This is a genomic window from Oceanospirillum sp., assembly GCF_048265165.1.
GTDB lineage: Bacteria > Pseudomonadota > Gammaproteobacteria > Pseudomonadales > Halomonadaceae > Oceanospirillum.
The window spans coordinates 221,295-244,166 of the sequence record NZ_JBLXCD010000004.1; the positions used below are offsets into that span (position 1 = coordinate 221,295).

A 22,872-nucleotide genomic window follows, 5' to 3' on the forward strand; every position below is an offset into this window, starting at 1 on the left:
TCTGATTCATCCAACAGCTATTGTTGATCCATCAGCGGTAATTGCCGCTGATGTTGAGATCGGGCCCTATTCCATTATTGGCCCGGATGTCGAGATTGGAGCCGGTACCTGGATCGGTCCCCATGTTGTTATCACGAAACTAACCTCTATTGGCAAAGGCAATAAGATTTATCAGTTTGCTTCTGTGGGTGAGGATTGTCAGGATAAAAAATACGCTGGTGAGCCAACTCGCCTAGTTATTGGGGATAATAATGAAATTCGTGAAGGTTGCTCTATTCATCGGGGCACCATCCAGGACGAGGGAATTACCCGCATAGGTAATAACAATCTGATTATGACCACTGTCCATATTGCGCATGATGTGGTGATTGGTGATAACACGATTATTGCATCCGATGCGTCCATCGCAGGCCATGTTAAGGTCGGTGATTGGGCGATTATCGGTGGAGCTTCAGCGATCCATCAGTTTTGTCATATTGGCCCACATGCCATGTGCGGTGGTGCCAGTTATATCTCCAGAGACATTCCTGCTTATGTGATGGTCAGTGGTAATCCAGCTGAATCCCATAGTATTAATGCTGAGGGTTTGAAGCGTCGGGGGTTCTCCGCCGAAGCCATCAGTGAGCTTCGTCAGGCTTATAAAACTGTTTTTCGTAAAGGTCTTCGCCTTGACACCGCTATCGGTGCACTTGAATCAGAGACTGTTGGTCCTGAGCTATCTGTTTTTATTAAAAGCCTTAAGGGCTCGGGCCGCGGAATTATTCGTTGAGCTGACTCGGCTGATGCTGAAAACCCGTCTCCGGGGAAGCTCGTTTATCGCCCGTTGTTACAAGGGTTATAGGAAGGAAGCATGTCAGATCAGGGTTTGATTCAGGCGAATAAGCCACTGCGGATTGTCATTGTAGCCGGAGAACTGTCCGGGGATATTCTGGGGGCAGGTTTGATCCGGGAATTAAAGAAACTCCACCCAGCGGCGGAGTTTTTTGGTATTGGCGGCCCCCGTATGCAGGAAGAAGGCTTTGTCAGCCACTGGCCGATGGACCGCCTCTCTGTGATGGGCTTTGTTGAGGTTTTTGGGCGGCTCCGGGAGTTACTCAATCTCCGTAAAGAAGTCCGTGACTTTTGCCTACAGGAAAAACCAGACCTGTTTGTGGGCATTGATGCCCCAGACTTTAATCTGACATTAGAAGGTTGGGTGCATGATGCCGGTATTCCTGTTGCGCACTATGTATCACCATCTGTCTGGGCCTGGAAGCAAGGACGTTTGAAGAAAATAGCACGGTGCGTCGATCATATGCTTACCCTGCTACCCTTTGAAGCAGATTTTTATCATCGTAGGAAGATTCCGGTTACTTTTGTCGGGCACCCATTGGCAGACGAGCTACCAATGGATGTGGACCAGAACGCCTGTCGTGATCAGTTGGGGCTATCGAAAGAGCATTCTGTGCTGGCTGTCTTACCCGGTAGTCGCAGTAGTGAAGTAAAATATCTCGGGCAGACCTTTATTGATACAGCGTTGCGTTGCTGTGAGATGATGCCGGAGTTACAGGTGGCAATCCCTTGTGCCAATGCATTACGTCGTCAACAGATTGAAGACCAGTTAGCGGCTGTTAAACCCGAATTGCGCCAGTGCTTTCATCTGTTTGATGGTATGTCCCGTGAAGTCATGAGTGCTTCTGATGCGGTTTTACTGGCATCTGGTACGGCTGCTCTGGAAGCGATGTTGCTGAAGAAACCTATGGTTGTGGCCTATAAAATGGCCTGGTTGAGTCATGCCATCATCAGTCGCATGATCAAGGTTGATCATATCTCCCTGCCCAACCTGATAGCCGGTGAGGCTCTGGTACCTGAAATGATTCAGGATAAAGCTACCGTTGACTCCCTGAGTGACCTGCTACTGGATCGGTTGCAGAACCCTGATAACTACCGGGGGCTGGTTGAACGTTTTTATCAGTTGCACCATGAGCTAAAGCGTGAAGCCAGCCAGGTTGCTGCAAAAGCGCTTTCAGATCTTATGGAGCAGCAAGCACACTCTGATACACCGGCTGAGCACAAACACTGAGGTTAAGATGGCACACGACTGGCCCGAACTGGATATTCCCTATCAGGGAAAACTGCTTGCTGGTGTTGATGAAGTAGGCCGTGGGCCTCTTGTTGGCTCTGTTGTGACCGCGGCGGTTATTCTCGACCCTGACCGACCGATTTCAGGTTTGACCGACTCTAAAAAGCTCAGCGAAAAAAAGCGTGAAGCATTTTTTGATGAGATCAAAGAGAAAGCACTGGCCTGGCATATTGCTGAATGCTCTGTGGCTGAAATTGATCGGTTGAATATTCTGCACGCTACGATGCTGGCTATGCAGCGTGCGGTTGCAGGATTGAAGCCCGCAGCGGAGTTTGTGTTGATTGATGGCAATCGTTGCCCTGATATGCCCTGTCCTGCTATGGCCGTGGTGAAAGGTGATCTACGCCACGCTGCCATCAGTGCTGCTTCAATTCTTGCTAAGGTTTATCGGGACCAACAAATGGTTGAGCTTGAGGCCAGATACCCTGGTTATGGCTTTGCCCAGCATAAAGGCTATCCTACTAAGCAGCACTTTGCTGCTCTGGAAAAACTTGGCCCGATTCCTGAACATCGTCGTTCGTTTAAGCCCGTGCAACAACGGCTGGATCTGTAACTCGCTTACCGGGCAGATATCCTATACTTTTATTTTGCTGTTTTTTCTCAGAATACTTCTTTAGGTTCTTTGAAAGACAGGCCCTTTCGTCACCTGCTACTGTTCGTACATGAGATCTTTTATGACGCCCTCTTTTGTTCACCTGCGTATTCATACGGAATTCTCTCTGGTTGATGGTCTGATTAAGATCAAAAAACTGCCCGGTAAGCTTGAAGAGCTGAAAATGCCTGCATTGGGCATTACCGACGAGTCCAATATGTTTGCGCTGGTAAAGTTTTATAAAACGATGCAGGGTGCTGGTATTAAGCCGATCTCAGGAGCTGATATCTGGCTGGAAAATACCGCTGACCCGGCTAAACCTTACCGTCTGACTCTGTTAGCGATGAATAACACCGGTTATCGCAATATCACCGAACTCGTTTCCCGGGGATATCTGGAAGGGCAGCATCAGGGCCGGAATATCCTTAAGGATGAGTGGTTGGCGGAGCAGTCAGAAGGCTTGATTGCACTGTCCGGAGCGAAAGAGGGTGAGGTTGGCCGCTTACTGGTTGGTGGTCATTATCCAGAGGCCCGGACTGCTTTACAGAAATGGATGCAGTTGTTTCCCGGCCGCTTCTATCTTGAGCTGCAGCGTACTTTCCGACCTGATGATGAACTCTGTGTCCATGAATCCGTGAAACTGGCCAGTGAGTGTCAGTGCCCGGTTGTTGCCACCAACGATGTACGCTTTCTTGAACGGGAAGATTTCTGGGCACATGAGACCCGAGTGTGTATTGGTGAAGGCCGGGCACTGGATGATCCCCATCGCAATAAAAGCTATTCAGAAGAGCAGTACCTGAAGTCTCAGGAAGAGATGGCTGAGCTATTCAGTGATATACCTGAAGCGCTGCAGAATAGTGTCGAAATTGCAAAACGTTGCACGGTTGATGTGCAGTTGGGTAAATACTTTCTGCCGGATTATCCCATCCCTGAAGGTATGACCATGGATGATTTTTTCCGGAAAATTTCCCATGAAGGTCTGACTGAGCGACTGGAACAGCTGTTTGATACCCATGCTAAAGACTTTCCTCAGAAGGAAAAAATCTACCGTGAGCGGTTGGACTTTGAGCTGGATACCATTATTTCTATGGGATTCCCCGGCTACTTTCTGATCGTAATGGACTTTATTCAATGGTCAAAAAATAACGGTGTGCCTGTAGGGCCGGGTCGTGGTTCCGGTGCCGGGTCACTGGTGGCTTACGCGCAAAAGATCACCGATCTTGATCCTCTGGAATACGATCTTCTGTTTGAACGCTTTCTCAATCCGGAGCGTGTCTCCATGCCTGACTTCGATGTCGATTTCTGCATGGATGGTCGTGACCGGGTCATCGACTATGTTGCAGAAACCTATGGTCGAAACGCTGTATCTCAAATTGCCACCTTTGGCACCATGGCAGCGAAAGCGGTTGTGCGGGATGTAGCCCGTGCCCAGGGTAAACCTTATGGCCTGGCGGACAAGCTGTCTAAAATGATTCCCTTTGAAGTGGGCATGACACTTGAAAAAGCGTACGAGCAGGAAGAGCCACTCAGAGATTTTCTGACCAACGATGAAGATGCTGGTGAAATCTGGGAGATGGCCCTAAAGCTTGAAGGCACCGTACGGGGTACCGGAAAGCATGCTGGTGGTGTGGTTATCTCTCCGACCAAGCTGACTGATTTTTCCCCGATTTTCTGTGAGGAGGGCGGTTCAAGCCTTGTAGCACAGTTTGATAAAGATGATGTGGAATCTGCAGGTCTTGTGAAGTTTGACTTTCTGGGACTGCGAACCCTGACCATTATCGACTGGGCCATTAAGGTGATGCAGGACAAAGGTCACACCGACTTTGATATTGCCAAAATTCCACTGGACGATGCACCTACCTTTGATTTATTGCAGCAAGGGGAGACTACTGCGGTATTCCAGCTGGAATCCCGGGGTATGAAGGATCTGATTAAGCGCCTTCGCCCCAGCTGCTTTGAAGATATTGTTGCTCTGGTAGCCCTATTCCGTCCGGGGCCTCTTCAGTCCGGCATGGTTGATGATTTTATCAAGCGTAAACATGGCGAAGAGAAAGTCTCTTATCCACACCCTAATTACCAGTTGAGCAGCCTCGAGCCGGTACTTAAACCCACGTACGGCATTATTCTGTATCAGGAGCAGGTGATGCAGATCGCCCAGGTGATGGCTGGTTATACCTTGGGCGGTGCAGATATGTTGCGCCGGGCGATGGGTAAGAAAAAGCCGGAAGAGATGGCCAAGCAGCGCTCTATTTTTCTGGAAGGCTGTAAGAGCAACAATATCGATGCAGATCTTGCGGGTAATATTTTTGATCTTGTGGAGAAGTTTGCCGGTTACGGTTTTAACAAATCGCACTCTGCGGCCTATGCACTGGTTTCCTATCAGACCGCTTATCTGAAGCGCCATCACCCGGAAGCCTTTATGGCAGCGGTACTATCTACCGAAATGCAGAACACGGACAAAGTGGTGACGCTGGTGGAAGAGTGCCGCCACATGAAGCTTCCCCTGACGCCGCCAGATGTCAATGCCGGTGATTTTAAATTCACCGTTAACGATGACAATGAAATTGTTTATGGCCTGGGGGCAATTAAAGGGGTTGGTGAAGGCCCGATTGACTCCATCGTAGCAGCTCGAAAAGAAGGTGGACCTTTTACTGACCTGTTTGATTTCTGTGCCCGAACCGACTCCCGGAAATTAAATAAGCGTACTGTTGAAGCCCTGATTCGTAGCGGTGCGCTGGATAAACTGGGCCCGAATCGTGCGGTGATGTCTGCCAGTCTTGAGGACGCGTTTAAAGCAGCGGAACAGAGTAACGTCAATGCCAATATTGGCATGATGGATATGTTTGGTGAAATTGAGGCCGAGCAGGATACAGACCTCTATGAAGAGCATCGTCAGGTACGGCAGTGGACCGATAAAGAGCGCCTGAAGGGTGAAAAAGATACGCTAGGTATCTATCTGACCGGCCACCCATTTGATGAATATGAAGCGGAAGTGCGCCGCTTTGCCCGCATGAGGCTAAGCGATCTGCAGGCCAGCCGTGAGACGCAGAAACTGGCTGGGCTGATTATTGATATTCGTACTATGAAAAGTAAGCGTGGTGATACCATCGCCTTTATTACGCTGGATGACAGATCCGGACGGATAGAAGTTTCCGTGTTTGGGGAGCTGTTTGAGGCGCATCGCAGTGAGTTGCAAAAAGACCAGCTGGTAGTGATTGAGGGGGATGTTAGCTTTGATGACTACTCCGGTAGCCTGAGAGTAAGAGCTAAAGGTGTAACCAGTTTGCTGGCTGCCCGCGTTCGTTATTGCTTAAGCTTACAGTTAAGCTGGCAGCAGAAAGAGATCGGCCGTAAACACCTGGATCTGTTACAAAACAAATTGAAACCTTTTACTGTGACATCTCCCGATGAAGGGGTTGTTGTGGAAATCACTTATAGTAAGCCGGAAGTCTGTGGTCGGGTACGCCTTTCTGATCAATGGCGGGTCGTGCCCAGTGATGAATTGATTTACAGCCTGTACGATGGCTTTGGCCTGAAGAGTGTCCGCCTTTCCTACGGCGATTAAACTGTTTGTTTGTGCCCTGCTATACCTGTGGGGGCAAGCCTTTGCGCTGCCACCTCTGTTTGAAACAGAAAAATTGCCCTTGTGTATTCAGGGGTAGCCGCTGTTGGGCCGGAAAACAGACTTAAAGTAACAGAACGTGACTTTTCAGAAACGCTTTAGCCACTGGCAAAGGTTTTTTTTAGACGATCTTTGCCGTAGTATTGTCGGTTTTAGATATAAGAGTATTGTCTGTTTTTAGACTTGGCTGTTTTTAACCTTAAGCTTCAGGCGTACTTAAAGGTGCAATCACCCGAATACCGATGCTTTGCTGGGTTGTAAAGCGATGAGGTGTAATACCGGTGAAACGGTATCAGCCGGGGCAGGATAAGACTTATTCACAGACGCTCAGAGGGCGGCTGTGTGCTTTTAATCGTAAGCATAGAATTTTAAATAGCGTGGACCTATGAACCCCAACTATCTGGACTTTGAACAGCCTATTGCAGAGCTGGAAGCAAAAATTGATGAACTACGTCTGGTTGGCAATGACAACGAGTTGAACATTTCGGAAGAGATCGGCCGTTTGCAGGAAAAAAGCCTCAAACTGATGGAAGATATCTTCTCTAATCTGACCCCTGCTCAGGTTGTTCAACTGTCTCGTCATCCGCAGCGTCCTTACACGTTGGACTATGTAAATCATATTTTTACCGACTTTGATGAACTGCATGGTGATCGTAACTTTGCAGATGATGCGGCTCTGGTCGGTGGTATTGCTCGCCTGGATGATAAGCCTGTGATGATTATCGGTCATCAGAAAGGCCGTTCCGTCAAAGAAAAAGTGCACCGTAATTTTGGTATGCCACGTCCAGAAGGTTATCGTAAAGCCTGTCGACTAATGGAGATGGCAGAGCGTTTTAAAATGCCAATCCTGACGTTTATCGATACACCGGGAGCATACCCGGGCATCGATGCGGAGGAGCGCGGCCAGAGTGAAGCTATTGCTTATAACCTGGCGGTTATGTCCCGTCTTGAAACCCCGATCATCTCAACGGTTATTGGTGAAGGTGGCTCTGGTGGCGCACTGGCCATTGGCGTTTGCGATGAACTGATTATGCTGAAAAACTCGATCTACTCAGTGATTTCACCGGAAGGTTGTGCATCGATTCTGTGGAAGAGTGCAGAGCGTGCCAACGATGCCGCTGAATCCATGGGTGTTACCGCGCCTCGCCTGCATCATCTGGGTCTCGTTGACCGCCTGATCGAAGAACCCCTTGGCGGTGCTCACCGGAATGCCGAGAAAGTTGCAGCAGATCTGAAACTGCAGTTGCTGGAGACACTGGATCGTCTTAATGGTATGAGTCGTGAACAGTTGGTAGAGCGCCGCTACGAGCGTCTGATGTCTTACTATGCGGGTAACCCCGACCTTGGTAACTGGTAAGCTATCCTAAATGTGCCAGTCATAACCGGCGCAGTCGTGATTAACGACTGGTGCTGATCAGTAACCCCGGTAAGCATCGCTTATCGGGGTTATTTTTTATCTGTCTGATGATGTATCGATATGAAACCTGACGTGGTCACCTCCGATCTGCTACAGAATTTGCCACCTCACAAGCAGCTTTGGCTGGCCCTTAGCGGCGGATTAGATTCTGTTGTACTCCTGGATCTGGCGGTAGAGTTTTGCGTGCTTCACCAGTCAAAACTAAACGTGGTCCATGTTCATCATGGTTTAAGTCTCAATGCTGATGTTTGGGCAAGCCATTGTTTAGAGTTATGTGATCAGTATCGGCAGGCTACATCGATTCAGCTCAGTTCCGTTGTCGAGAAAGTTAAGCTTTCCTCTGGCGCTTCTATTGAGGAGCAGGCTCGCCTTGCCCGCTATCAGGTATTCGAGCGCTGTCTGGCTGAGGGTGATCTGATGCTGATGGCGCATCATGGGGATGATCAGTTGGAAACCGTGTTATTGCGATTGATGAGGGGCTCGGGTAGCACAGGGTTATCCGGGATGCCCATTTGCCGCCCTTTAGGACTCGGATACCTCTACCGACCCCTTTTAAGCGTTGAGCGCTCAGACCTTGAGCTTTATGCCAATAAGAAAGGCTTAAGTTGGGTGGAAGATGAATCAAACCTCAGTCGTGACTTTGATCGTAATTTTCTGCGGCATGAGATTGTGCCGCTATTAAAGCAGCGCTGGCCACAGGCAAGCTCTGTTATTGGCCGAAGTACTCAGGTCTTGGCCGAGAATGCCCAGTTGAATGATGAGCTGGCGGCACTGGATCTGTCCTATATTATGGTATCTGATTATCAGCTTTCATGCTGTGCCCTATTGCAGCTTTCACCGGCGCGACAGCGCAATGTACTGCGTTTCTGGCTGGTAAAGTCAGGAATCAGAGCGCCGGACTATCGGCATATCAATACGATTATTGATGAACTGGTATTGGCAGAAGCCGATGCCCAGCCTCTGTTTGCCCGGTCGGAATATGAGGTTCGTCGCTATCAGGGGCGCTTGTTTCTGATATTGCATGCTTCTGCAACTACAGAGGGACATAAAGCCTTGCTGAACCAGAAGGAAGGAGAGGAGTCTGAGAATCCGGCTTCAAAGCTATTGTTGCCGATCCGGAGTCGGCAGCTTCTTTCATTAGATGGCGCGGCTTTTCAGCTGCTCCCCTACCAGGACGTTGAGTATAGGTATCCAGAGGACAGTCAGAGCCTTCAGCTGCCTGCCGGAAGTACTTTAAGCCTTTCGTACCGGGAAGGTGGTGAGTCGATCTACCTGTTCCGCCGTGGCCGTAAGACCGTTAAAAAACTTTTGCAGGAATCCGGTGTTCCAGCTTGGTTACGGGATAAAGTACGGTTTTTCTGGCTTGCGAATGAGTCCGGCGAGCCGCAACTTATCGGGTTTTGGTCGCCTTTGCTTATCGATACTGCCCAGGATGCTGAAAACCCGGTATCCCGTGGAAAGTTCTGGTGGGATGTTAGTGTGTCTGAGAAGAAGTCCGATAAGGTTGGGCAGCCATTGCATCAGAAGATTGTGGTTCGGGCCTGCTGAGCTACACTGGACTGATTAGGTCTTCGTTAAATATCAGAATGAATTACCCGGCGGGTGTATGGAAAAGTGCACGCTTTTTTTCTCGGATTGTTTGAGTTTTTCTTGCTGAATTCACGCGGTCTGAATTGTGAAGGGCAAGGCCTTCTGGTATCCTGCACTCCCATCTATTTTTGTACTTATGATGCGTAATTTTACACGGGTCAGGCACAAGAATGAGTACCCCCCTTCTTTCTATTTGCAGCATAAAACAGGTTATCCATGACGCGATATATCTTCGTCACAGGTGGTGTTGTTTCTTCTTTAGGGAAAGGCATTGCCTCCGCATCTCTGGCCGCTATTCTTGAGGCTCGTGGTCTGAAAGTTACCATGCTGAAGCTGGATCCGTATATCAACGTTGATCCGGGCACTATGAGCCCTTTCCAGCACGGTGAAGTTTTTGTGACGGAAGACGGCGCAGAGACAGACCTTGACCTTGGCCACTACGAGCGCTTCATCCGTACCAAGATGACTCAGCGCAATAACTTTACGACGGGTCGTGTTTATGAGCACGTACTACGCAAAGAGCGTCGTGGTGATTATCTGGGTGGTACCGTTCAGGTTATTCCGCATATCACTAATGAGATCAAAGATCGTGTGATTGCCGGTGCTGAAGGCTGCGATGTTGCACTGGTTGAGATCGGCGGCACCGTGGGTGATATTGAGTCCCAGCCGTTCCTAGAAGCAGTGCGTCAGCTGAAGGTTGAAGTAGGCTCTGATCGCGCAATGTTTATGCATCTGACGCTGGTGCCTTACATCAAGACCGCCGGTGAGACGAAGACTAAGCCGACGCAACACTCTGTAAAAGAGCTGCGCTCTATCGGTATTCAGCCTGATATTCTGGTTTGCCGTTCCGAAGTGGCGATTGAAGCCAACGAACGCCGTAAAATCTCCATGTTTACTAACGTGGATGAGAAAGCCGTTATCTCTCTGGAAGATGCCGATACTATTTACCGTATTCCGAGTATGCTGCATGGTCAGAACCTAGATGAGATCGTTGTTAAACGCTTCGGCCTGCAATGCCCTCCGGCAGACCTGTCTGAGTGGGTTGCTGTGGCTGACGCCAAGCTGAACCCGCTGAAGAGCATCAACATTGCCATGGTCGGTAAGTACATGGAGTTGCTGGATGCCTACAAGTCTCTGATCGAAGCGATCGATCACGCCGGTATCAAAACCCGAACTAAAGTTAATATTGAATATATTGACTCTGAAGATATTGAGCACAATGGTACTGACCGTCTGAAGGACAAAGATGCGATTCTGGTTCCCGGCGGCTTCGGTGAGCGTGGTGTGGAAGGTAAGATTACAACTGCACAGTTTGCCCGTGAAAATAACATTCCTTATCTGGGTATCTGCCTGGGTATGCAGGTTGCGGTAATTGACTATGCCCGTAACGTTGCCGGAATGACAGATGCACATTCTACTGAGTTTACCCACGATACAACCCACCCGGTTATTGGTCTGATTACTGAATGGGTTAACCCTGAAGGCAAGATTGAAGAGCGTGATCAAAGCTCTGATCTGGGTGGCACCATGCGCCTGGGTGCACAGGATTGTAAACTGCTGAAAGGCTCCAAGGCCCGTGAAGTTTATGGTCAGGATGTGATTTTTGAACGTCACCGCCACCGTTATGAAGTTAATGACCAGTTTGTTGGCGATCTGGAAAAAGCTGGCCTGATTTTCTCTGGCCGCTCCGCTGATGAGTCTCTGGTTGAAGTGGTTGAACTGAAAGATCACCCATGGTTCGTGGCATGCCAGTTCCACCCTGAATTTACCTCAACCCCACGTGACGGCCATCCGCTGTTCACCGGTTTTGTTGAGGCGGGTCTTGCCAAAAAAGCTGCTTCACAGGACAGCTAATCGTTACCCGATGCAAAAGCCCTTTTAATTAAGGGCTTTTGTCTTTCAGTTGCTGCAATCTTTTCTGTTGCAGGGCTGAAACACTCCGTTTTATCGATATCTGACAGAGAGATGCATCATGTCACAGCCTGATTCACCACAGGACAGTAACAAGGTTATTGAGTTCGCCGGTTTGCAGTGTGCTAACAACCTGCCCTTTGTGCTTTATGGTGGCATGAATGTTCTGGAATCCCGGGATATGGCGATGCAGATTGCTGAGCATTATGTTGAAGTGACTCAGCGTCTGGGCATACCTTATGTCTTTAAGGCGTCTTTTGATAAAGCCAACCGCTCTTCGATCCACTCCTACCGTGGTCCGGGTCTGGAAAAAGGTCTGGAGATTCTGGCGGAAGTTAAGCAGCAGTTTAATGTACCTGTTATCACCGATCTGCACGAGCCGTATCAGGCTCAGCCTGTGGCTGAGGTGGCCGATGTCATTCAGCTGCCGGCTTTTCTGGCGCGTCAGACGGATCTGGTGCAGGCGATGGCGCAGACCGGAGCTGTTATCAACATTAAGAAGCCTCAGTTCACCAGCCCGGCTCAGATGGGCAATATGGTAGAGAAGTTTGCTGAGTGTGGTAACGACAAAGTGATGGTCTGCGAGCGTGGCTCCAGCTTTGGTTACGACAATCTGGTTGTGGATATGTTGGGCTTTGATGTGATGCAGAAGGTCTGTAAAGGCGCACCACTGATTTTTGATGTCACCCATGCTCTGCAGTGTCGTGATCCTATGGGCGCGGCTTCCGGTGGTCGTCGTCATCAGGTGGCTCAGCTGGGCCGTGCAGGTATGGCGTTAGGGCTTGCTGGGCTTTTCCTTGAAGCGCACCCGGATCCTGAACAAGCCAAATGTGATGGCCCGTCGGCATTGCCGCTGACACAGCTGGAGCCCTTTTTGGCTCAGATGAAGGCTATCGACGATCTGGTTAAAGACTTTGCCCCACTGGATATCCGATAATTCAGGGTATTAAGGTGTCCGGCCGGTGACTAGCTTTTGCTGCTCATCGGTCTGTTTTTTTGAACAGAGTGTTTTTTGATCAGAGCCTTTTGCTCTGTTCATTTTCAGTCATAGAACTAAATCGTTTCAGTTAAGAAATGACATTTTCTGGAGAAAAATCCAAATGACAGCAATCGTTGATATCAAAGCACTTGAAGTGCTTGATTCTCGTGGTAACCCAACGGTACAGGCCGAAGTAATTCTGGAGTCTGGTGTAAGTGCCCGTGCTTGCGCTCCCTCCGGTGCGTCTACCGGTTCCCGTGAAGCGCTGGAACTGCGTGATGGCGACAAAGGCCGTTACCTGGGTAAAGGTGTTCTGAAAGCCATTGAAGGTGTGAACACTACAATCCGTGCCGCGCTGATCGGTATGGATGCTGCGGACCAGCGTAGGCTGGACAACAAAATGCTGGAACTGGATGGCACTGAAAATAAAGCCACTCTGGGCGCTAATGCGATTCTGGCGGTTTCTCTGGCGGCGGCTAAAGCAGCAGCAGCTGACAAAGGCATGCCTCTGTATGCGCATATCGCAGAGATCAATGGTACTGCAGGCCAGTTCTCTATGCCTGTGCCGATGATGAACATCCTGAACGGTGGTGAACACGCGGATAACAACGTTGATATCCAGGAGTTCATGGTTCAGCCGGTTAACTTCACCTCTTTCAACGAAGCGCTGCGTTGCGGTACAGAGATCTTCCACGCGCTGAAAGCGGTACTGAAAGCCAAAGGCCTGAACACTGCGGTAGGTGATGAAGGTGGTTTCGCACCTAACCTAGCATCTAATGAAGAAGCGCTGGTTGTGATCAAAGAAGCGATCAGCAACGCGGGTTACGAGCTGGGTAAAGACGTGACTCTGGCTCTGGACTGTGCAGCATCCGAGTTTTACAAAGATGGCAAATACGACCTGTCCGGTGAAGGTAAAGTTTTCGACGCAGAAGGCTTTGGTGATTACCTTGCCGCTCTGACTGAAAACTACCCGATTATTTCGATTGAAGACGGCCTGGATGAGTCTGACTGGGAAGGTTGGGCTTACTTGACCCGCAAGATCGGCGACAAAGTTCAGCTGGTGGGTGATGACCTGTTCGTAACCAATACCAAGATTCTGTCCCGTGGTATTGAAGAAAGCATCGGTAACTCCATTCTGATTAAATTCAATCAGATTGGTTCTCTTTCTGAGACCCTGGATGCGATCAAAATGGCGAAAGATGCAGGCTTTACTGCTGTTATCTCTCACCGTTCCGGCGAAACAGAAGATACCACCATTGCTGATCTGGCCGTAGGTACTGCAGCCGGTCAGATCAAGACCGGTTCTCTCTGCCGTTCTGACCGCGTTGCTAAGTACAATCGCCTGCTGGAAATCGCAGCTGAGCTGGGTGACAAAGCCGTTTACAACGGTCTGAAAGAGATCAAAGGTCAGGCTTAATTCGCCAGTCAGACCTGAAACTTGTCTTTAGAGGCAGGTAAAAAGAGGGGAGCCTTAGGGTTCCCCTTTTTTGTCGCTGCTTTTTCACTCATAATGCCTGTTTTCTCAACAGCCAGTACTTTTGCATTTTGCGGGTTCGATGGCTAACTATCGGGATACTGATCGAAACCATGTTTCGTTTTCTGAATTTAATTTTGGTTGTACTGATTCTTCTCTTACAGGTTCGCCTGTGGTTTGGTGAAAGCAGTTTGCCGGAAACCTGGCAGCTGGAAAGCCGGATCGAAACCCGTAAAGCGGAAAATGCCGACCTGGCAAAGCGAAACGAAGCACTGGCAGCGGAGGTTGCTGATCTTCGTCGTGGTCTTGATGCTATTGAAGAGCGGGCGCGTTATGAGCTAGGTATGGTTCGTCCCAATGAAACCTTCTTTCTGCTAATCGATGAGCCTGAGCAGGGCGGTAAGGTCGTTTCTCCAGCTGCCGGATTGAGCCAGTAGGAAGCGGTTATTCAGTGAACAAAGACAAAGACAGATTACGTCATGAGTGAGCCTGAAGTGGCGACTAAAATATGGCTGATTATTCCAGCTGCGGGCGTAGGTTCCCGAATGCAGGCGGATCGACCTAAACAGTACCTGCTCTTAAACGGCCGGCCTATTATTGAACACACCCTTGAACGTCTGGCGGTTGCTTTACCCCATGCTGAGTTTGTGATCTGTCTTAATCCGGAAGACCCATACTGGCCATCAGTTCAACGGCCGGAAGGTATTAGTCTGCGTGAAGTACCCGGTGGTAAAGAACGGGCAGATTCTGTGTTCAATGGCCTGAAAATGATTGCCAGCCAAGCCTCTGAAAACGATTGGGTCTTAGTACACGATGTGGCTCGTCCTTGTGTACGGGTAAGTGATATTGCAGATCTGGTGGCGAGTCTTAAAGGCTCGGATATTGGCGGTATTCTTGCGTTGCCGGTAGCGGATACCATGAAACGGAGTCGTGCGGATGGGTCTATTTCTGAAACCGTTGACCGCACCGCACTCTGGCATGCGCTGACCCCTCAGATGTTCCGCTTTGGCAGACTGTATCAGGCACTGGAAGAAGGCCTGGCTGCTGGCGCTACGATTACTGACGAAGCTTCTGCGCTGGAATGGCTTGGGTTCTCTCCACAGCTGATTACCGGTCACAGAGACAACATCAAGGTGACTCACCCTGATGATTTGGCTTTTGCCGAGCTCTTTATCCAGGCTCAGCAAGAGCAGAGCCTGGTTGATTACAGCGAAGCAGATAAGGCCGGGTCAGCCCCGTAGTTTTATTCCTATTCATCCAAGGAGAGATCATGCGAGTCGGTCATGGTTTTGATGTACATAAGTTTGGCCCCGGAGATCATGTCGTTTTAGGGGGAGTGAGCATTCCTTATGAACAGGGGTTGCTGGCGCATTCTGATGGCGATGTCCTGATCCATGCTCTGTGTGATGCACTTTTGGGTGCTGCAGGCCTAGGGGATATCGGCAAACACTTTCCGGATACTGATCCTGAATTTGAAGGCGCTGATAGCCGTAATTTATTGCGTCATGTTGTGAAGCTACTTCATCAGGAAGGCTGGGTTGTCGGAAATATCGATAGCACTCTTGTGGCCCAGGCTCCTAAGATGGCCCCGCATATTGGTGTGATGTGTAAGAATTTGGCCAAGGATCTGGGCGTTGATATATCCGCTGTAAATGTTAAAGCAACGACAACAGAAAAGCTTGGCTTCACCGGCCGTAAAGAAGGTATTGCAGCTCATGCGGTAGCTCTGTTACTGCCGGCATCTTAAGCCTGTTTTACAGAATATGGGGCGTCAGCCCTTCTGAACTTTTTATTGGAACTGATTGAATGTCTGAATCCTCTTCTGCACCTGTAAGCCACAGTAACTCTTATGACGAGGATATTTTGGTATGCCCGTTATCACTTGAATTTCCCTATGCCTGGGGAGGTCCTATAGCGACAGCACAGCTCCGTGCAGAGCCTGAAGATTTCCAGGTGGAGGAGATTCTGGGCTTTGAACCGGAAGGCGAAGGGGAGCATCATTTTCTCTGGGTTCGCAAACGTGGCAATAATACGGATTGGGTTGCTCGTCAGCTGGCGCGCTTTGCTAATGTCGGTTTTAACGCGGTTTCTTATTCCGGTATGAAAGACCGCCATGCCGTGACACTGCAATGGTTCAGCGTGCATATTCCAGGGTTGGAATCACCGGACTGGAGCGCATTCTGTGTTGAAGGTGTCGAGATTCTTAAGGCGATCCGCCATCGTAAAAAACTCAAACGAGGTGTTCATCGGGCTAACAAATTTTCAATTCGTTTGAGAGGCTTCAAAGGGGATCAGGCTGCAGCTGAAGAGCTGCTGGATAAAATCGCCATTCAGGGCGTGCCGAACTATTTTGGCGAGCAGCGTTTTGGTCGAAACGGGAACAATCTGACTAAAGCTGTTGCCCGGGTGGAAGCCGGACAGTCTCTGAAACTGAGCAAACGTGATAAGGATGGTCACGCCATGATGTTGTCTGCCCTGCGTAGTTGGTTATTTAATCGAATACTGGCTGAGCGTATTGAGCAGAATAACTGGCAAACTTGGCTTGAAGGTGATGTGGCCACTTTCTCTGGTAGTCGCAGCCAGTTCGCTATTGAGCTTGGTGATGCAGATGTCCAACAGCGGCTTCAGGATGGGGTTATTCATCCAACAGGCCCCCTCTGGGGAGCAGGGGAGCCGAAAGTGACAGCCGTAGCCCGTAAGCTTGAAACAGATGTAGCCGGACGCTATACAGCGCTGGCTGAAGGCATTGAAAGTGCTGGTTTGAGCCCGGAGCGACGAGCCCTGCGACTGATACCTGAGCAGTTGCACTGGGATTGGGAAACCGAGCGTGAAGCAGGACAAACAGACCTGCTCCTGAGCTTTTTATTGCCGGTAGGCACCTTTGCAACATCGATGTTGCGTGAAGTGGCACGCTGGGATAGCCATTTTACAGAAGCAGAGGATCGCTGAGGCTGATCTGAAAGTGATTAAGGTAACACCCGTATAATGACAGTACTGCGTTGAAATAGAACGATACACAGATGAGGTCTATAACCTAATGAAGTTACTGCTATCAAATGATGATGGTGTTCGCGCTGAAGGCCTGCGGGTTTTGGCAGAACGTCTGCAGCACGACGTTGCGAAGGTTACCGTTGTTGCACCGGACCGTGATCGCAGCGGTGCCAGTAATTCACTCACCCTGAGCCGTCCTCTTTGTCCGGAGACGATGGAAAGTGGATTCCACAGCATTGATGGTACACCAACGGATTGTGTCTATATGGGATTGTCGCAACTGTTTCAGTCTGAAGCAGACCTGGTTATTGCGGGTATTAATCACGGTGCAAACCTGGGGGATGATGTGCTTTATTCCGGCACTGTAGCCGCTGCAACGGAGGGCCGTTTTTTGGGGGTGCCTTCTATTGCCGTTTCTCTGGCTGGAAAAAAATACTTCGCAACAGCTGCAGAGTTTGTGGCCCGGTTATTAGGCGGTTACCACACCTTGGATTTACCGGAGGGGAGTATTCTTAATATTAACGTACCTGATCTTCCCTATGATCAGGTTAAGGGTATTCGTCTGACCCGTTTGGGGAAGCGCCATCCTGCTGGTGAGCCTGTGCCTGTTTGTGACCCACGAGGCAGGCAGAGGTACTGGATTCCTGCTGCCGGTGGCACTCGTGATGCCGGGCCCGATACGGATTTTTATGCAGTCGCTGAAGGCTATATCAGTATTACGCCTTTACACGTGGACCTGACTCAGGATCGCGCCAGAAAGAATCTGGCCAGCTGGCTTTCATCTGTCAGCTCAGCCACTGAGTTGGTGGCAGATTGAGGAACCTTGATGACAGATTATAGAGTGACTGAGGGTCAGACCAACAGCCCGTGGAATCTTAAGGGTATTGGGATGACCTCCCAGAGAACCCGAAACCGGATGATAGAGCGTTTGCAGGAACAGGGCATTGAGAATGAAGAGTTACTAACTCTGATGGCGCGAGTGCCCCGTCATATTTTCCTGGATGAGGCACTGTCCCACAGAGCATATGAAGATATCTCCTTACCCATAGGCCATCAGCAGACGCTCTCTCGGCCCTGGGTAGTGGCCAGAATGACAGAATTACTGCTGGAGATGCCCGAACGCCCAGACAAAGTGCTGGAGATAGGCACAGGCTCTGGCTATCAGACCGCTATCCTGTCTTCACTTTTTAAGCAGGTGATCAGCCTTGAACGTATTAGTGGTTTTCAGCCAAAAGCGAAGCAACGATTTCAGGCATTAGAGCTGTCCAATATCGAGTTGCACCATGCCGATGGCTATGAGGGCTGGAATGAAAAAGCCCCCTTTGATGCCATTCTGGTTACGGCTGCTCCGGCATCTGTACCTGCAACGCTGGTTGACCAACTGAGTGAAACCGGCGTTATGATATTGCCGGTAGGAGAAGGCGAAGAGCAGTCTCTGACACGTGTGACGCGGAATGAATCGGGTCATACCTCTGATGTTATTGCGCCAGTACATTTCGTACCGCTGCAGCAAGGTGTTGTTTAACGCATCTCGTGAACCGCTTGTTTTTGTATAGGGAGTATCCTGATTGAACACGTCTAAGCCATCCGGTCCAAACCAGCCTCATTCCGACCAACCTCAGTCCGAGCTATCAAAGGGTGAGAGTTATCAGCATTCCCCCGTGGCAAAACATCAGTATGGTATCCGGGTTTTCATTAAAGGTATGGCGATGGGTGCAGCTGATGCGGTTCCAGGGGTTTCCGGAGGTACTGTTGCCTTTATTTCAGGGATCTATGAGCAGCTGATTGAGTCGATTCGCAGTATTAACCCAAGTCTGTTGCTGACCTGGCGTAAAGAGGGTTTTAAGGCCGTCTGGCAAAAAATAGATGGAAACTTCTTACTGACCCTTCTGGCGGGCATTATCAGCAGCATTTTACTGTTGGCTCATGTGATCAGTTACTTGCTGGAGGCGCAGCCTGTGCTGCTGTCTGCGTTTTTTTTTGGTTTAGTAAGTGCTTCTGTACTGGTTATTTATGGTGAGATTACGGATCGTAGCTGGAAAACTACCGTCGCATTATTAGCTGGTGTGATCCTGATGTTGCTGGTTAATCAATTAATGCCAACACTTGATGCCGGCAATCCATTACATATCTTTATGGCGGGCTCTATTGCTATCTGTGCCATGATCCTTCCGGGTATCTCCGGGAGCTTCCTGCTGTTAATTATGGGGGTTTATGGCGGTGTTATGCATGCGGTGAAAAACTTTGAACTGATGACCATGCTGTGGTTCGCAAGTGGCTGTGCGGTAGGGATTCTGGTTTTTTCTCAGATTCTTAGCTGGTTGCTCCACCGTTTTTATCAGACAACGCTTGCACTGCTTACCGGAGTTTTGATTGGATCACTGTCTCAGATCTGGCCATGGCGTCAGGTGGTTTCTTATAAAATTGACAGTCATGGTCGGGCGGCACCAATTACTCATGACAATCTTTTACCCTCTGTCTATGAGCAGTTAACCGGTATGAACGCGCAAATGGTGCCGGCGTTGATTCTTATGATTCTTGGATTTGCTCTGGTTTGGTTTTTTTATCGGCAAACGGATAAATAAATTAATCAATTGATGTGTTTTGTTTGTTTCCGTATGTTACTGATCTCCAAGGCTGTTTGATATTTATTCAGGCAGCTTTCCTCTCTTCTGTGAAAAATTTTCATCACTGTTCCCTAAAAGAATTTAAAAAACAGTTGCAGGCCCTACCGCGAAAGATATAGCGTCTTAAGTGTGGATTTGCAGATGCTCTTCTTGATTATCTGCAAAATCATATAACATTGGAATCTGGCCAAATAAAAATAATAGCTTATAAATCAATTGGTTAGAGTTCTTTGTGGATCTTGTATTCTGCTTTTTGCGGATTGTATAAGAATTCATCATCTGCCGGGCGCATATGCTCAAGTAAGGAAACAAGGGCCAATTTGGTCGGTTGTGATAGATATTAGTACAGCGGAAGTAGAGCAGTCACAACACCCAGTCACAGGCCTGTATTGATAAAAATAATAGTGAATATGCTTTTTCCGAAAAGACTTCACTACGGGACATGGGAATACTGCTATGACGATTTTAAGCGATGAGTTTGCAACAGAAGAAAACGCTGTAACAACGGATACAGCAAGTCATTCCGATACCTTAGCGATAGAAAAGCAGGCTGAGGCAGATTTTGAACGGGCACTGGAGCGAGAGGGTAAAACTGAAAAAAGTCTGGATGCTACTCAGTTATACCTTAATGAAATCGGGTTCTCTCCACTTCTTTCTCCGGAAGAAGAGGTTTATTTTGGTCGCCTTGCCCGCAAGGGTGATGAAGCAGGGCGTCGACGCATGATTGAAAGTAATCTTCGCTTGGTTGTGAAGATTGCCCGCCGGTATCTTAATCGGGGTTTGTCTCTGCTGGATCTGATTGAAGAGGGTAACCTTGGCCTGATCAGAGCCGTAGAAAAATTTGATCCTGAGCGAGGGTTTCGTTTCTCTACTTATGCGACCTGGTGGATTCGTCAGACCATTGAGCGTGCGCTGATGAATCAGACCCGAACCATTCGGCTGCCAATTCATGTGGTTAAAGAGCTTAATGTGTACCTGAGAGCTGCCCGTGAGTTGACTCAGAAATTGGATCATGAAGCGACGCCTGAGGATATTGCTGTGGCGCTGGATCGTCCGGTGGCGGCTGTGGAGAAAATGCTGGGGTTGAATGAAAGGGTCACATCAATGGATTACCCCATTGGTGGAGATATGGATAAGCCTCTGGTGGAAACTATCGCTGATGCTGACGATATGGATCCTGCCAGTATGCTGCAGAAAGATGACTTTACTCAGCATATGAATCTCTGGCTATCTGAACTCACTGAAAAGCAGTCTGAAGTCGTTGTTCGCCGTTTTGGTCTGCATGGTCATGAGCCTTCCACACTTGAACAGGTGGGAGAAGAGATTGGTTTAACGCGGGAGCGAGTCCGCCAGATTCAGGTTGAAGCCCTGCGCCGCTTACGCCGTATGATGGAGAAGCAAGGCATATCAATTGAGTCTGTTTTTGCCGACTAACACTTGTGTAGAGTGAGTTTTTAGAAAAGCCATGGTTTGAAATGAACCCTAAAAGTTCGCCATGGCTTTTTTGTGGGTGATGATTTTTTGGAATATAAAATAAAGCAAGGGAATTGACTGGAGTCTAACTTTTATATCATTTACATAGATAACGTAGCTTTGTAGTAATTCTGTCATTTTTCATTGGTGTAATTGTTTGTGATAAACAGAGGCGCGCGCCCTGTGCGCCTTACCGGAGATGACTGTTCCATGCCCCATACTTCCGTGCTGACCGAGATTATCGAGAGCCAGACCATCAACACTCTTTTTCAGCCTATCATTGGTGCCCGTGGCGAATCTATTTTTGCTTATGAAGCTCTGAGTCGCGGTCCTTCTGACAGCTATCTTTGTAGTCCGGTACGCCTTTTTGAAGAAGCCAAGCAGCAGCACCAGCTCTTCGCTTTGGAAAGTATCTGCCGGCGTCGGGCCATTGAAAATTTTACCCGCCAGCAGCTCCCGGGAAAACTTTTTCTGAATGTAACGCCTGAGACGCTTTTGCAGCCGGACCATCACAAAGGTTTAACATTAGACCTGCTGAATAACTATGGTTTGCAGCCGGACCAGGTTGTTATTGAAATTACTGAGCACTCTCCAACCCATGACTACGAGTTAATGTGTTGCGCTGTTCGCCACTATCAGGGAGAGGGCTTTTCCATCGCACTGGATGATCTGGGAGCTGGCTATTCCAGCCTTCGTCTCTGGTCCGAGTTACAGCCTGAATATGTGAAAATTGACCGGCATTTTGTTTCCGGTATTGAGAGTGACAAGGTGAAGCGGGATTTCGTACGTTCCATACTTGAGATTGCCCGTGCGGTGAATAGTCAGGTTGTAGCAGAAGGTATCGAGACTCGCCAGGAGTTTGAGACTCTTACAGATATTGGTGTTGACTTCTTTCAGGGATATTACTTTGCCCGGCCGCATCCCCAGCCGATCAGGAGTGTTTCCCGGCCAGCCAGGATGGTCCTGAAGCAAAACAAGGAGAGCAGAGAAATGTGCAAGGATGATGGACATATTGGTCGTTTAAAGCTTGATATTCCACCCGTGACCCCTGAAACATTGGTGGAGGATGTAGTGGATATCTTCGAGCAGAATGAACATTGGTTCTCTGTACCTGTGGTATCTGCCGGGGTGCCTGTGGGGATTGTCATGCGTTCAAGGCTGCTGCAGAAACTCAGTAAAGCTTTTGGTCGCGATCTGTACAGTAAAAAACCGGTCAGTCAGATTCTGGATAAGGAGTTTATGTCGGTTGAGCACCATATGCGCTTAGAAACGGTTAGCCAGCAGGTGACACAAAGAAACCGGCATCAGCTTGAAGAAGACTTTATTATTACCCGAAATAGCTATTACTACGGTGTTGGGCAGGTCATTGACCTGCTGAAAGAGATCACAGAGATGCAGCTGAAGAGTGCTCAGAGCTCAAACCCTCTGACCGGGCTCCCTGGGAATGTGTTGATTCAGGAAAGGATCGATCAGTTAATTGAGAATCAGGCATCTTTTGTGGTCTGCTATTTCGACCTAGACAACTTCAAGGCTTACAACGATCAATATGGTTACGCTAAAGGTGATGAGATCTTGCTTAGCGTGTCTCTGCTTCTAAAAAAGCACTGCCATTTACAACGTGATTTTGTCGGCCATGTGGGGGGAGATGATTATGTTGTGGTTTTCAAAAGCTCGGATTGGCAGAGTTATGTTCAGGCTATCTTAAATGAGTTTAGCCAGCATCGTCTTAACTTCTACAGTGCAGAGCATTTGCGCGATGGTGGTATCTGGACTGAAGACCGCTTTGGTGAGAAGCGTTTTTTTGACCTGATGAGTATCTCCGTTGCCGCAATTGATTCAGATTCAGCAGACTTTAGTTCGGCTAAAGAAGTTGCCGGACAACTTAGTCATATTAAGCATGAAGCTAAACACGCTAAAGGCAATAGCCTGGTTGCTCAGCTGGCCGGGTCTGTTGTGAACCTGTTTTCAGAATCGGAAGAGTATGCATCAGGTGCAAGATAAACTAAGAGCTGTCATGGTACTGTCATAAATATGTCGCAATACTGTCGTTTAGCCCCGGTATAAATATGTTTAC

18 protein-coding genes are annotated in these 22,872 nt (G+C 48.9%); all 18 read left to right on the forward strand.

From position 1 onward, the window contains the following. Position 1: 1 nt before the first annotated feature. The 18 genes from lpxA to ACN0R8_RS10675 all read left to right on the forward strand — a co-directional run bounded on the left by lpxA (position 2) and on the right by ACN0R8_RS10675 (position 22,799). A complete protein-coding gene (gene lpxA, locus ACN0R8_RS10590; RefSeq protein ID WP_417597279.1) occupies positions 2-769 on the forward strand; it encodes an acyl-ACP--UDP-N-acetylglucosamine O-acyltransferase in 768 nt (255 codons plus the stop codon). 81 nt (positions 770-850) lie between these two features. After that, positions 851-2,062 (forward strand): lipid-A-disaccharide synthase, encoded by a 1,212-nt coding sequence (gene lpxB / locus ACN0R8_RS10595; protein WP_417597192.1) that lies wholly within the window; start codon positions 851-853, stop codon positions 2,060-2,062. Between the two features lie 7 nt (positions 2,063-2,069). Continuing rightward, on the forward strand, positions 2,070-2,675 hold the full coding sequence (gene rnhB / locus ACN0R8_RS10600) for a ribonuclease HII (protein WP_417597194.1): 606 nt from the start codon (positions 2,070-2,072) through the stop codon (positions 2,673-2,675). A 121-nt stretch (positions 2,676-2,796) separates the two neighbouring features. After that, positions 2,797-6,279, forward strand: a complete 3,483-nt coding sequence (dnaE, locus tag ACN0R8_RS10605) for a DNA polymerase III subunit alpha (protein ID WP_417597196.1) — start codon at positions 2,797-2,799, stop codon at positions 6,277-6,279. Between the two features lie 442 nt (positions 6,280-6,721). Continuing rightward, a complete protein-coding gene (gene accA, locus ACN0R8_RS10610; protein ID WP_417597198.1) occupies positions 6,722-7,693 on the forward strand; it encodes an acetyl-CoA carboxylase carboxyl transferase subunit alpha in 972 nt (323 codons plus the stop codon). A gap of 120 nt (positions 7,694-7,813) precedes the next feature. After that, positions 7,814-9,301: a tRNA lysidine(34) synthetase TilS gene (tilS, locus tag ACN0R8_RS10615; RefSeq protein WP_417597200.1), complete on the forward strand. Its 1,488-nt coding sequence runs from the start codon at positions 7,814-7,816 to the stop codon at positions 9,299-9,301. Positions 9,302-9,559: 258 nt separating this feature from the next. Beyond that, on the forward strand, positions 9,560-11,197 hold the full coding sequence (locus ACN0R8_RS10620) for a CTP synthase (RefSeq protein WP_077243069.1): 1,638 nt from the start codon (positions 9,560-9,562) through the stop codon (positions 11,195-11,197). A 118-nt stretch (positions 11,198-11,315) separates the two neighbouring features. Next, positions 11,316-12,191 carry a 3-deoxy-8-phosphooctulonate synthase gene (gene kdsA / locus ACN0R8_RS10625; protein ID WP_417597202.1) on the forward strand — a complete coding sequence of 292 codons (876 nt, stop codon included), beginning with the start codon at positions 11,316-11,318 and terminating at the stop codon, positions 12,189-12,191. A gap of 163 nt (positions 12,192-12,354) precedes the next feature. Continuing rightward, positions 12,355-13,650: a phosphopyruvate hydratase gene (gene eno / locus ACN0R8_RS10630; RefSeq protein ID WP_417597204.1), complete on the forward strand. Its 1,296-nt coding sequence runs from the start codon at positions 12,355-12,357 to the stop codon at positions 13,648-13,650. A gap of 170 nt (positions 13,651-13,820) precedes the next feature. Continuing rightward, entirely contained in the window at positions 13,821-14,144 is a 324-nt protein-coding gene (gene ftsB / locus ACN0R8_RS10635) for a cell division protein FtsB (RefSeq protein WP_417597206.1), read from the forward strand. A gap of 42 nt (positions 14,145-14,186) precedes the next feature. Continuing rightward, positions 14,187-14,948: a 2-C-methyl-D-erythritol 4-phosphate cytidylyltransferase gene (ispD, locus tag ACN0R8_RS10640; protein ID WP_417597208.1), complete on the forward strand. Its 762-nt coding sequence runs from the start codon at positions 14,187-14,189 to the stop codon at positions 14,946-14,948. 29 nt (positions 14,949-14,977) lie between these two features. Beyond that, entirely contained in the window at positions 14,978-15,454 is a 477-nt protein-coding gene (gene ispF / locus ACN0R8_RS10645; protein WP_417597210.1) for a 2-C-methyl-D-erythritol 2,4-cyclodiphosphate synthase, read from the forward strand. A 59-nt stretch (positions 15,455-15,513) separates the two neighbouring features. Then, entirely contained in the window at positions 15,514-16,656 is a 1,143-nt protein-coding gene (gene truD / locus ACN0R8_RS10650) for a tRNA pseudouridine(13) synthase TruD (RefSeq protein ID WP_417597211.1), read from the forward strand. 88 nt (positions 16,657-16,744) lie between these two features. Continuing rightward, positions 16,745-17,515, forward strand: coding sequence for a 5'/3'-nucleotidase SurE (gene surE, locus ACN0R8_RS10655; RefSeq protein WP_417597213.1), 771 nt, complete (start codon positions 16,745-16,747; stop codon positions 17,513-17,515). Positions 17,516-17,524: 9 nt separating this feature from the next. Continuing rightward, the gene (locus ACN0R8_RS10660; RefSeq protein ID WP_417597215.1) at positions 17,525-18,223 is read left to right on the forward strand and encodes a protein-L-isoaspartate(D-aspartate) O-methyltransferase; all 699 of its coding nucleotides are present in this window, start codon (positions 17,525-17,527) and stop codon (positions 18,221-18,223) included. Positions 18,224-18,266: 43 nt separating this feature from the next. Then, positions 18,267-19,283: a DUF368 domain-containing protein gene (locus ACN0R8_RS10665; protein WP_417597217.1), complete on the forward strand. Its 1,017-nt coding sequence runs from the start codon at positions 18,267-18,269 to the stop codon at positions 19,281-19,283. Positions 19,284-19,781: 498 nt separating this feature from the next. Next, entirely contained in the window at positions 19,782-20,759 is a 978-nt protein-coding gene (gene rpoS / locus ACN0R8_RS10670) for an RNA polymerase sigma factor RpoS (RefSeq protein WP_417597219.1), read from the forward strand. A gap of 249 nt (positions 20,760-21,008) precedes the next feature. Continuing rightward, positions 21,009-22,799, forward strand: a complete 1,791-nt coding sequence (locus ACN0R8_RS10675; protein ID WP_417597221.1) for a GGDEF domain-containing protein — start codon at positions 21,009-21,011, stop codon at positions 22,797-22,799. Positions 22,800-22,872 lie beyond the last annotated feature (73 nt).

Bases quoted from the DNA above. Each gene is read 5' to 3' on its own strand.
- lpxB (WP_417597192.1), top strand. From the start codon at position 851: ATGTCAGATCAGGGTTTGATTCAGGCGAATAAGCCACTGCGGATTGTC.
- rnhB (WP_417597194.1), top strand. From the start codon at position 2,070: ATGGCACACGACTGGCCCGAACTGGATATTCCCTATCAGGGAAAACTG.
- dnaE (WP_417597196.1), top strand. From the start codon at position 2,797: ATGACGCCCTCTTTTGTTCACCTGCGTATTCATACGGAATTCTCTCTG.
- accA (WP_417597198.1), top strand. From the start codon at position 6,722: ATGAACCCCAACTATCTGGACTTTGAACAGCCTATTGCAGAGCTGGAA.
- tilS (WP_417597200.1), top strand. From the start codon at position 7,814: ATGAAACCTGACGTGGTCACCTCCGATCTGCTACAGAATTTGCCACCT.
- ACN0R8_RS10620 (WP_077243069.1), top strand. From the start codon at position 9,560: ATGACGCGATATATCTTCGTCACAGGTGGTGTTGTTTCTTCTTTAGGG.
- kdsA (WP_417597202.1), top strand. From the start codon at position 11,316: ATGTCACAGCCTGATTCACCACAGGACAGTAACAAGGTTATTGAGTTC.
- eno (WP_417597204.1), top strand. From the start codon at position 12,355: ATGACAGCAATCGTTGATATCAAAGCACTTGAAGTGCTTGATTCTCGT.
- ftsB (WP_417597206.1), top strand. From the start codon at position 13,821: ATGTTTCGTTTTCTGAATTTAATTTTGGTTGTACTGATTCTTCTCTTA.
- ispD (WP_417597208.1), top strand. From the start codon at position 14,187: ATGAGTGAGCCTGAAGTGGCGACTAAAATATGGCTGATTATTCCAGCT.
- ispF (WP_417597210.1), top strand. From the start codon at position 14,978: ATGCGAGTCGGTCATGGTTTTGATGTACATAAGTTTGGCCCCGGAGAT.
- truD (WP_417597211.1), top strand. From the start codon at position 15,514: ATGTCTGAATCCTCTTCTGCACCTGTAAGCCACAGTAACTCTTATGAC.
- surE (WP_417597213.1), top strand. From the start codon at position 16,745: ATGAAGTTACTGCTATCAAATGATGATGGTGTTCGCGCTGAAGGCCTG.
- ACN0R8_RS10660 (WP_417597215.1), top strand. From the start codon at position 17,525: ATGACAGATTATAGAGTGACTGAGGGTCAGACCAACAGCCCGTGGAAT.
- rpoS (WP_417597219.1), top strand. From the start codon at position 19,782: ATGACGATTTTAAGCGATGAGTTTGCAACAGAAGAAAACGCTGTAACA.
- ACN0R8_RS10675 (WP_417597221.1), top strand. From the start codon at position 21,009: ATGCCCCATACTTCCGTGCTGACCGAGATTATCGAGAGCCAGACCATC.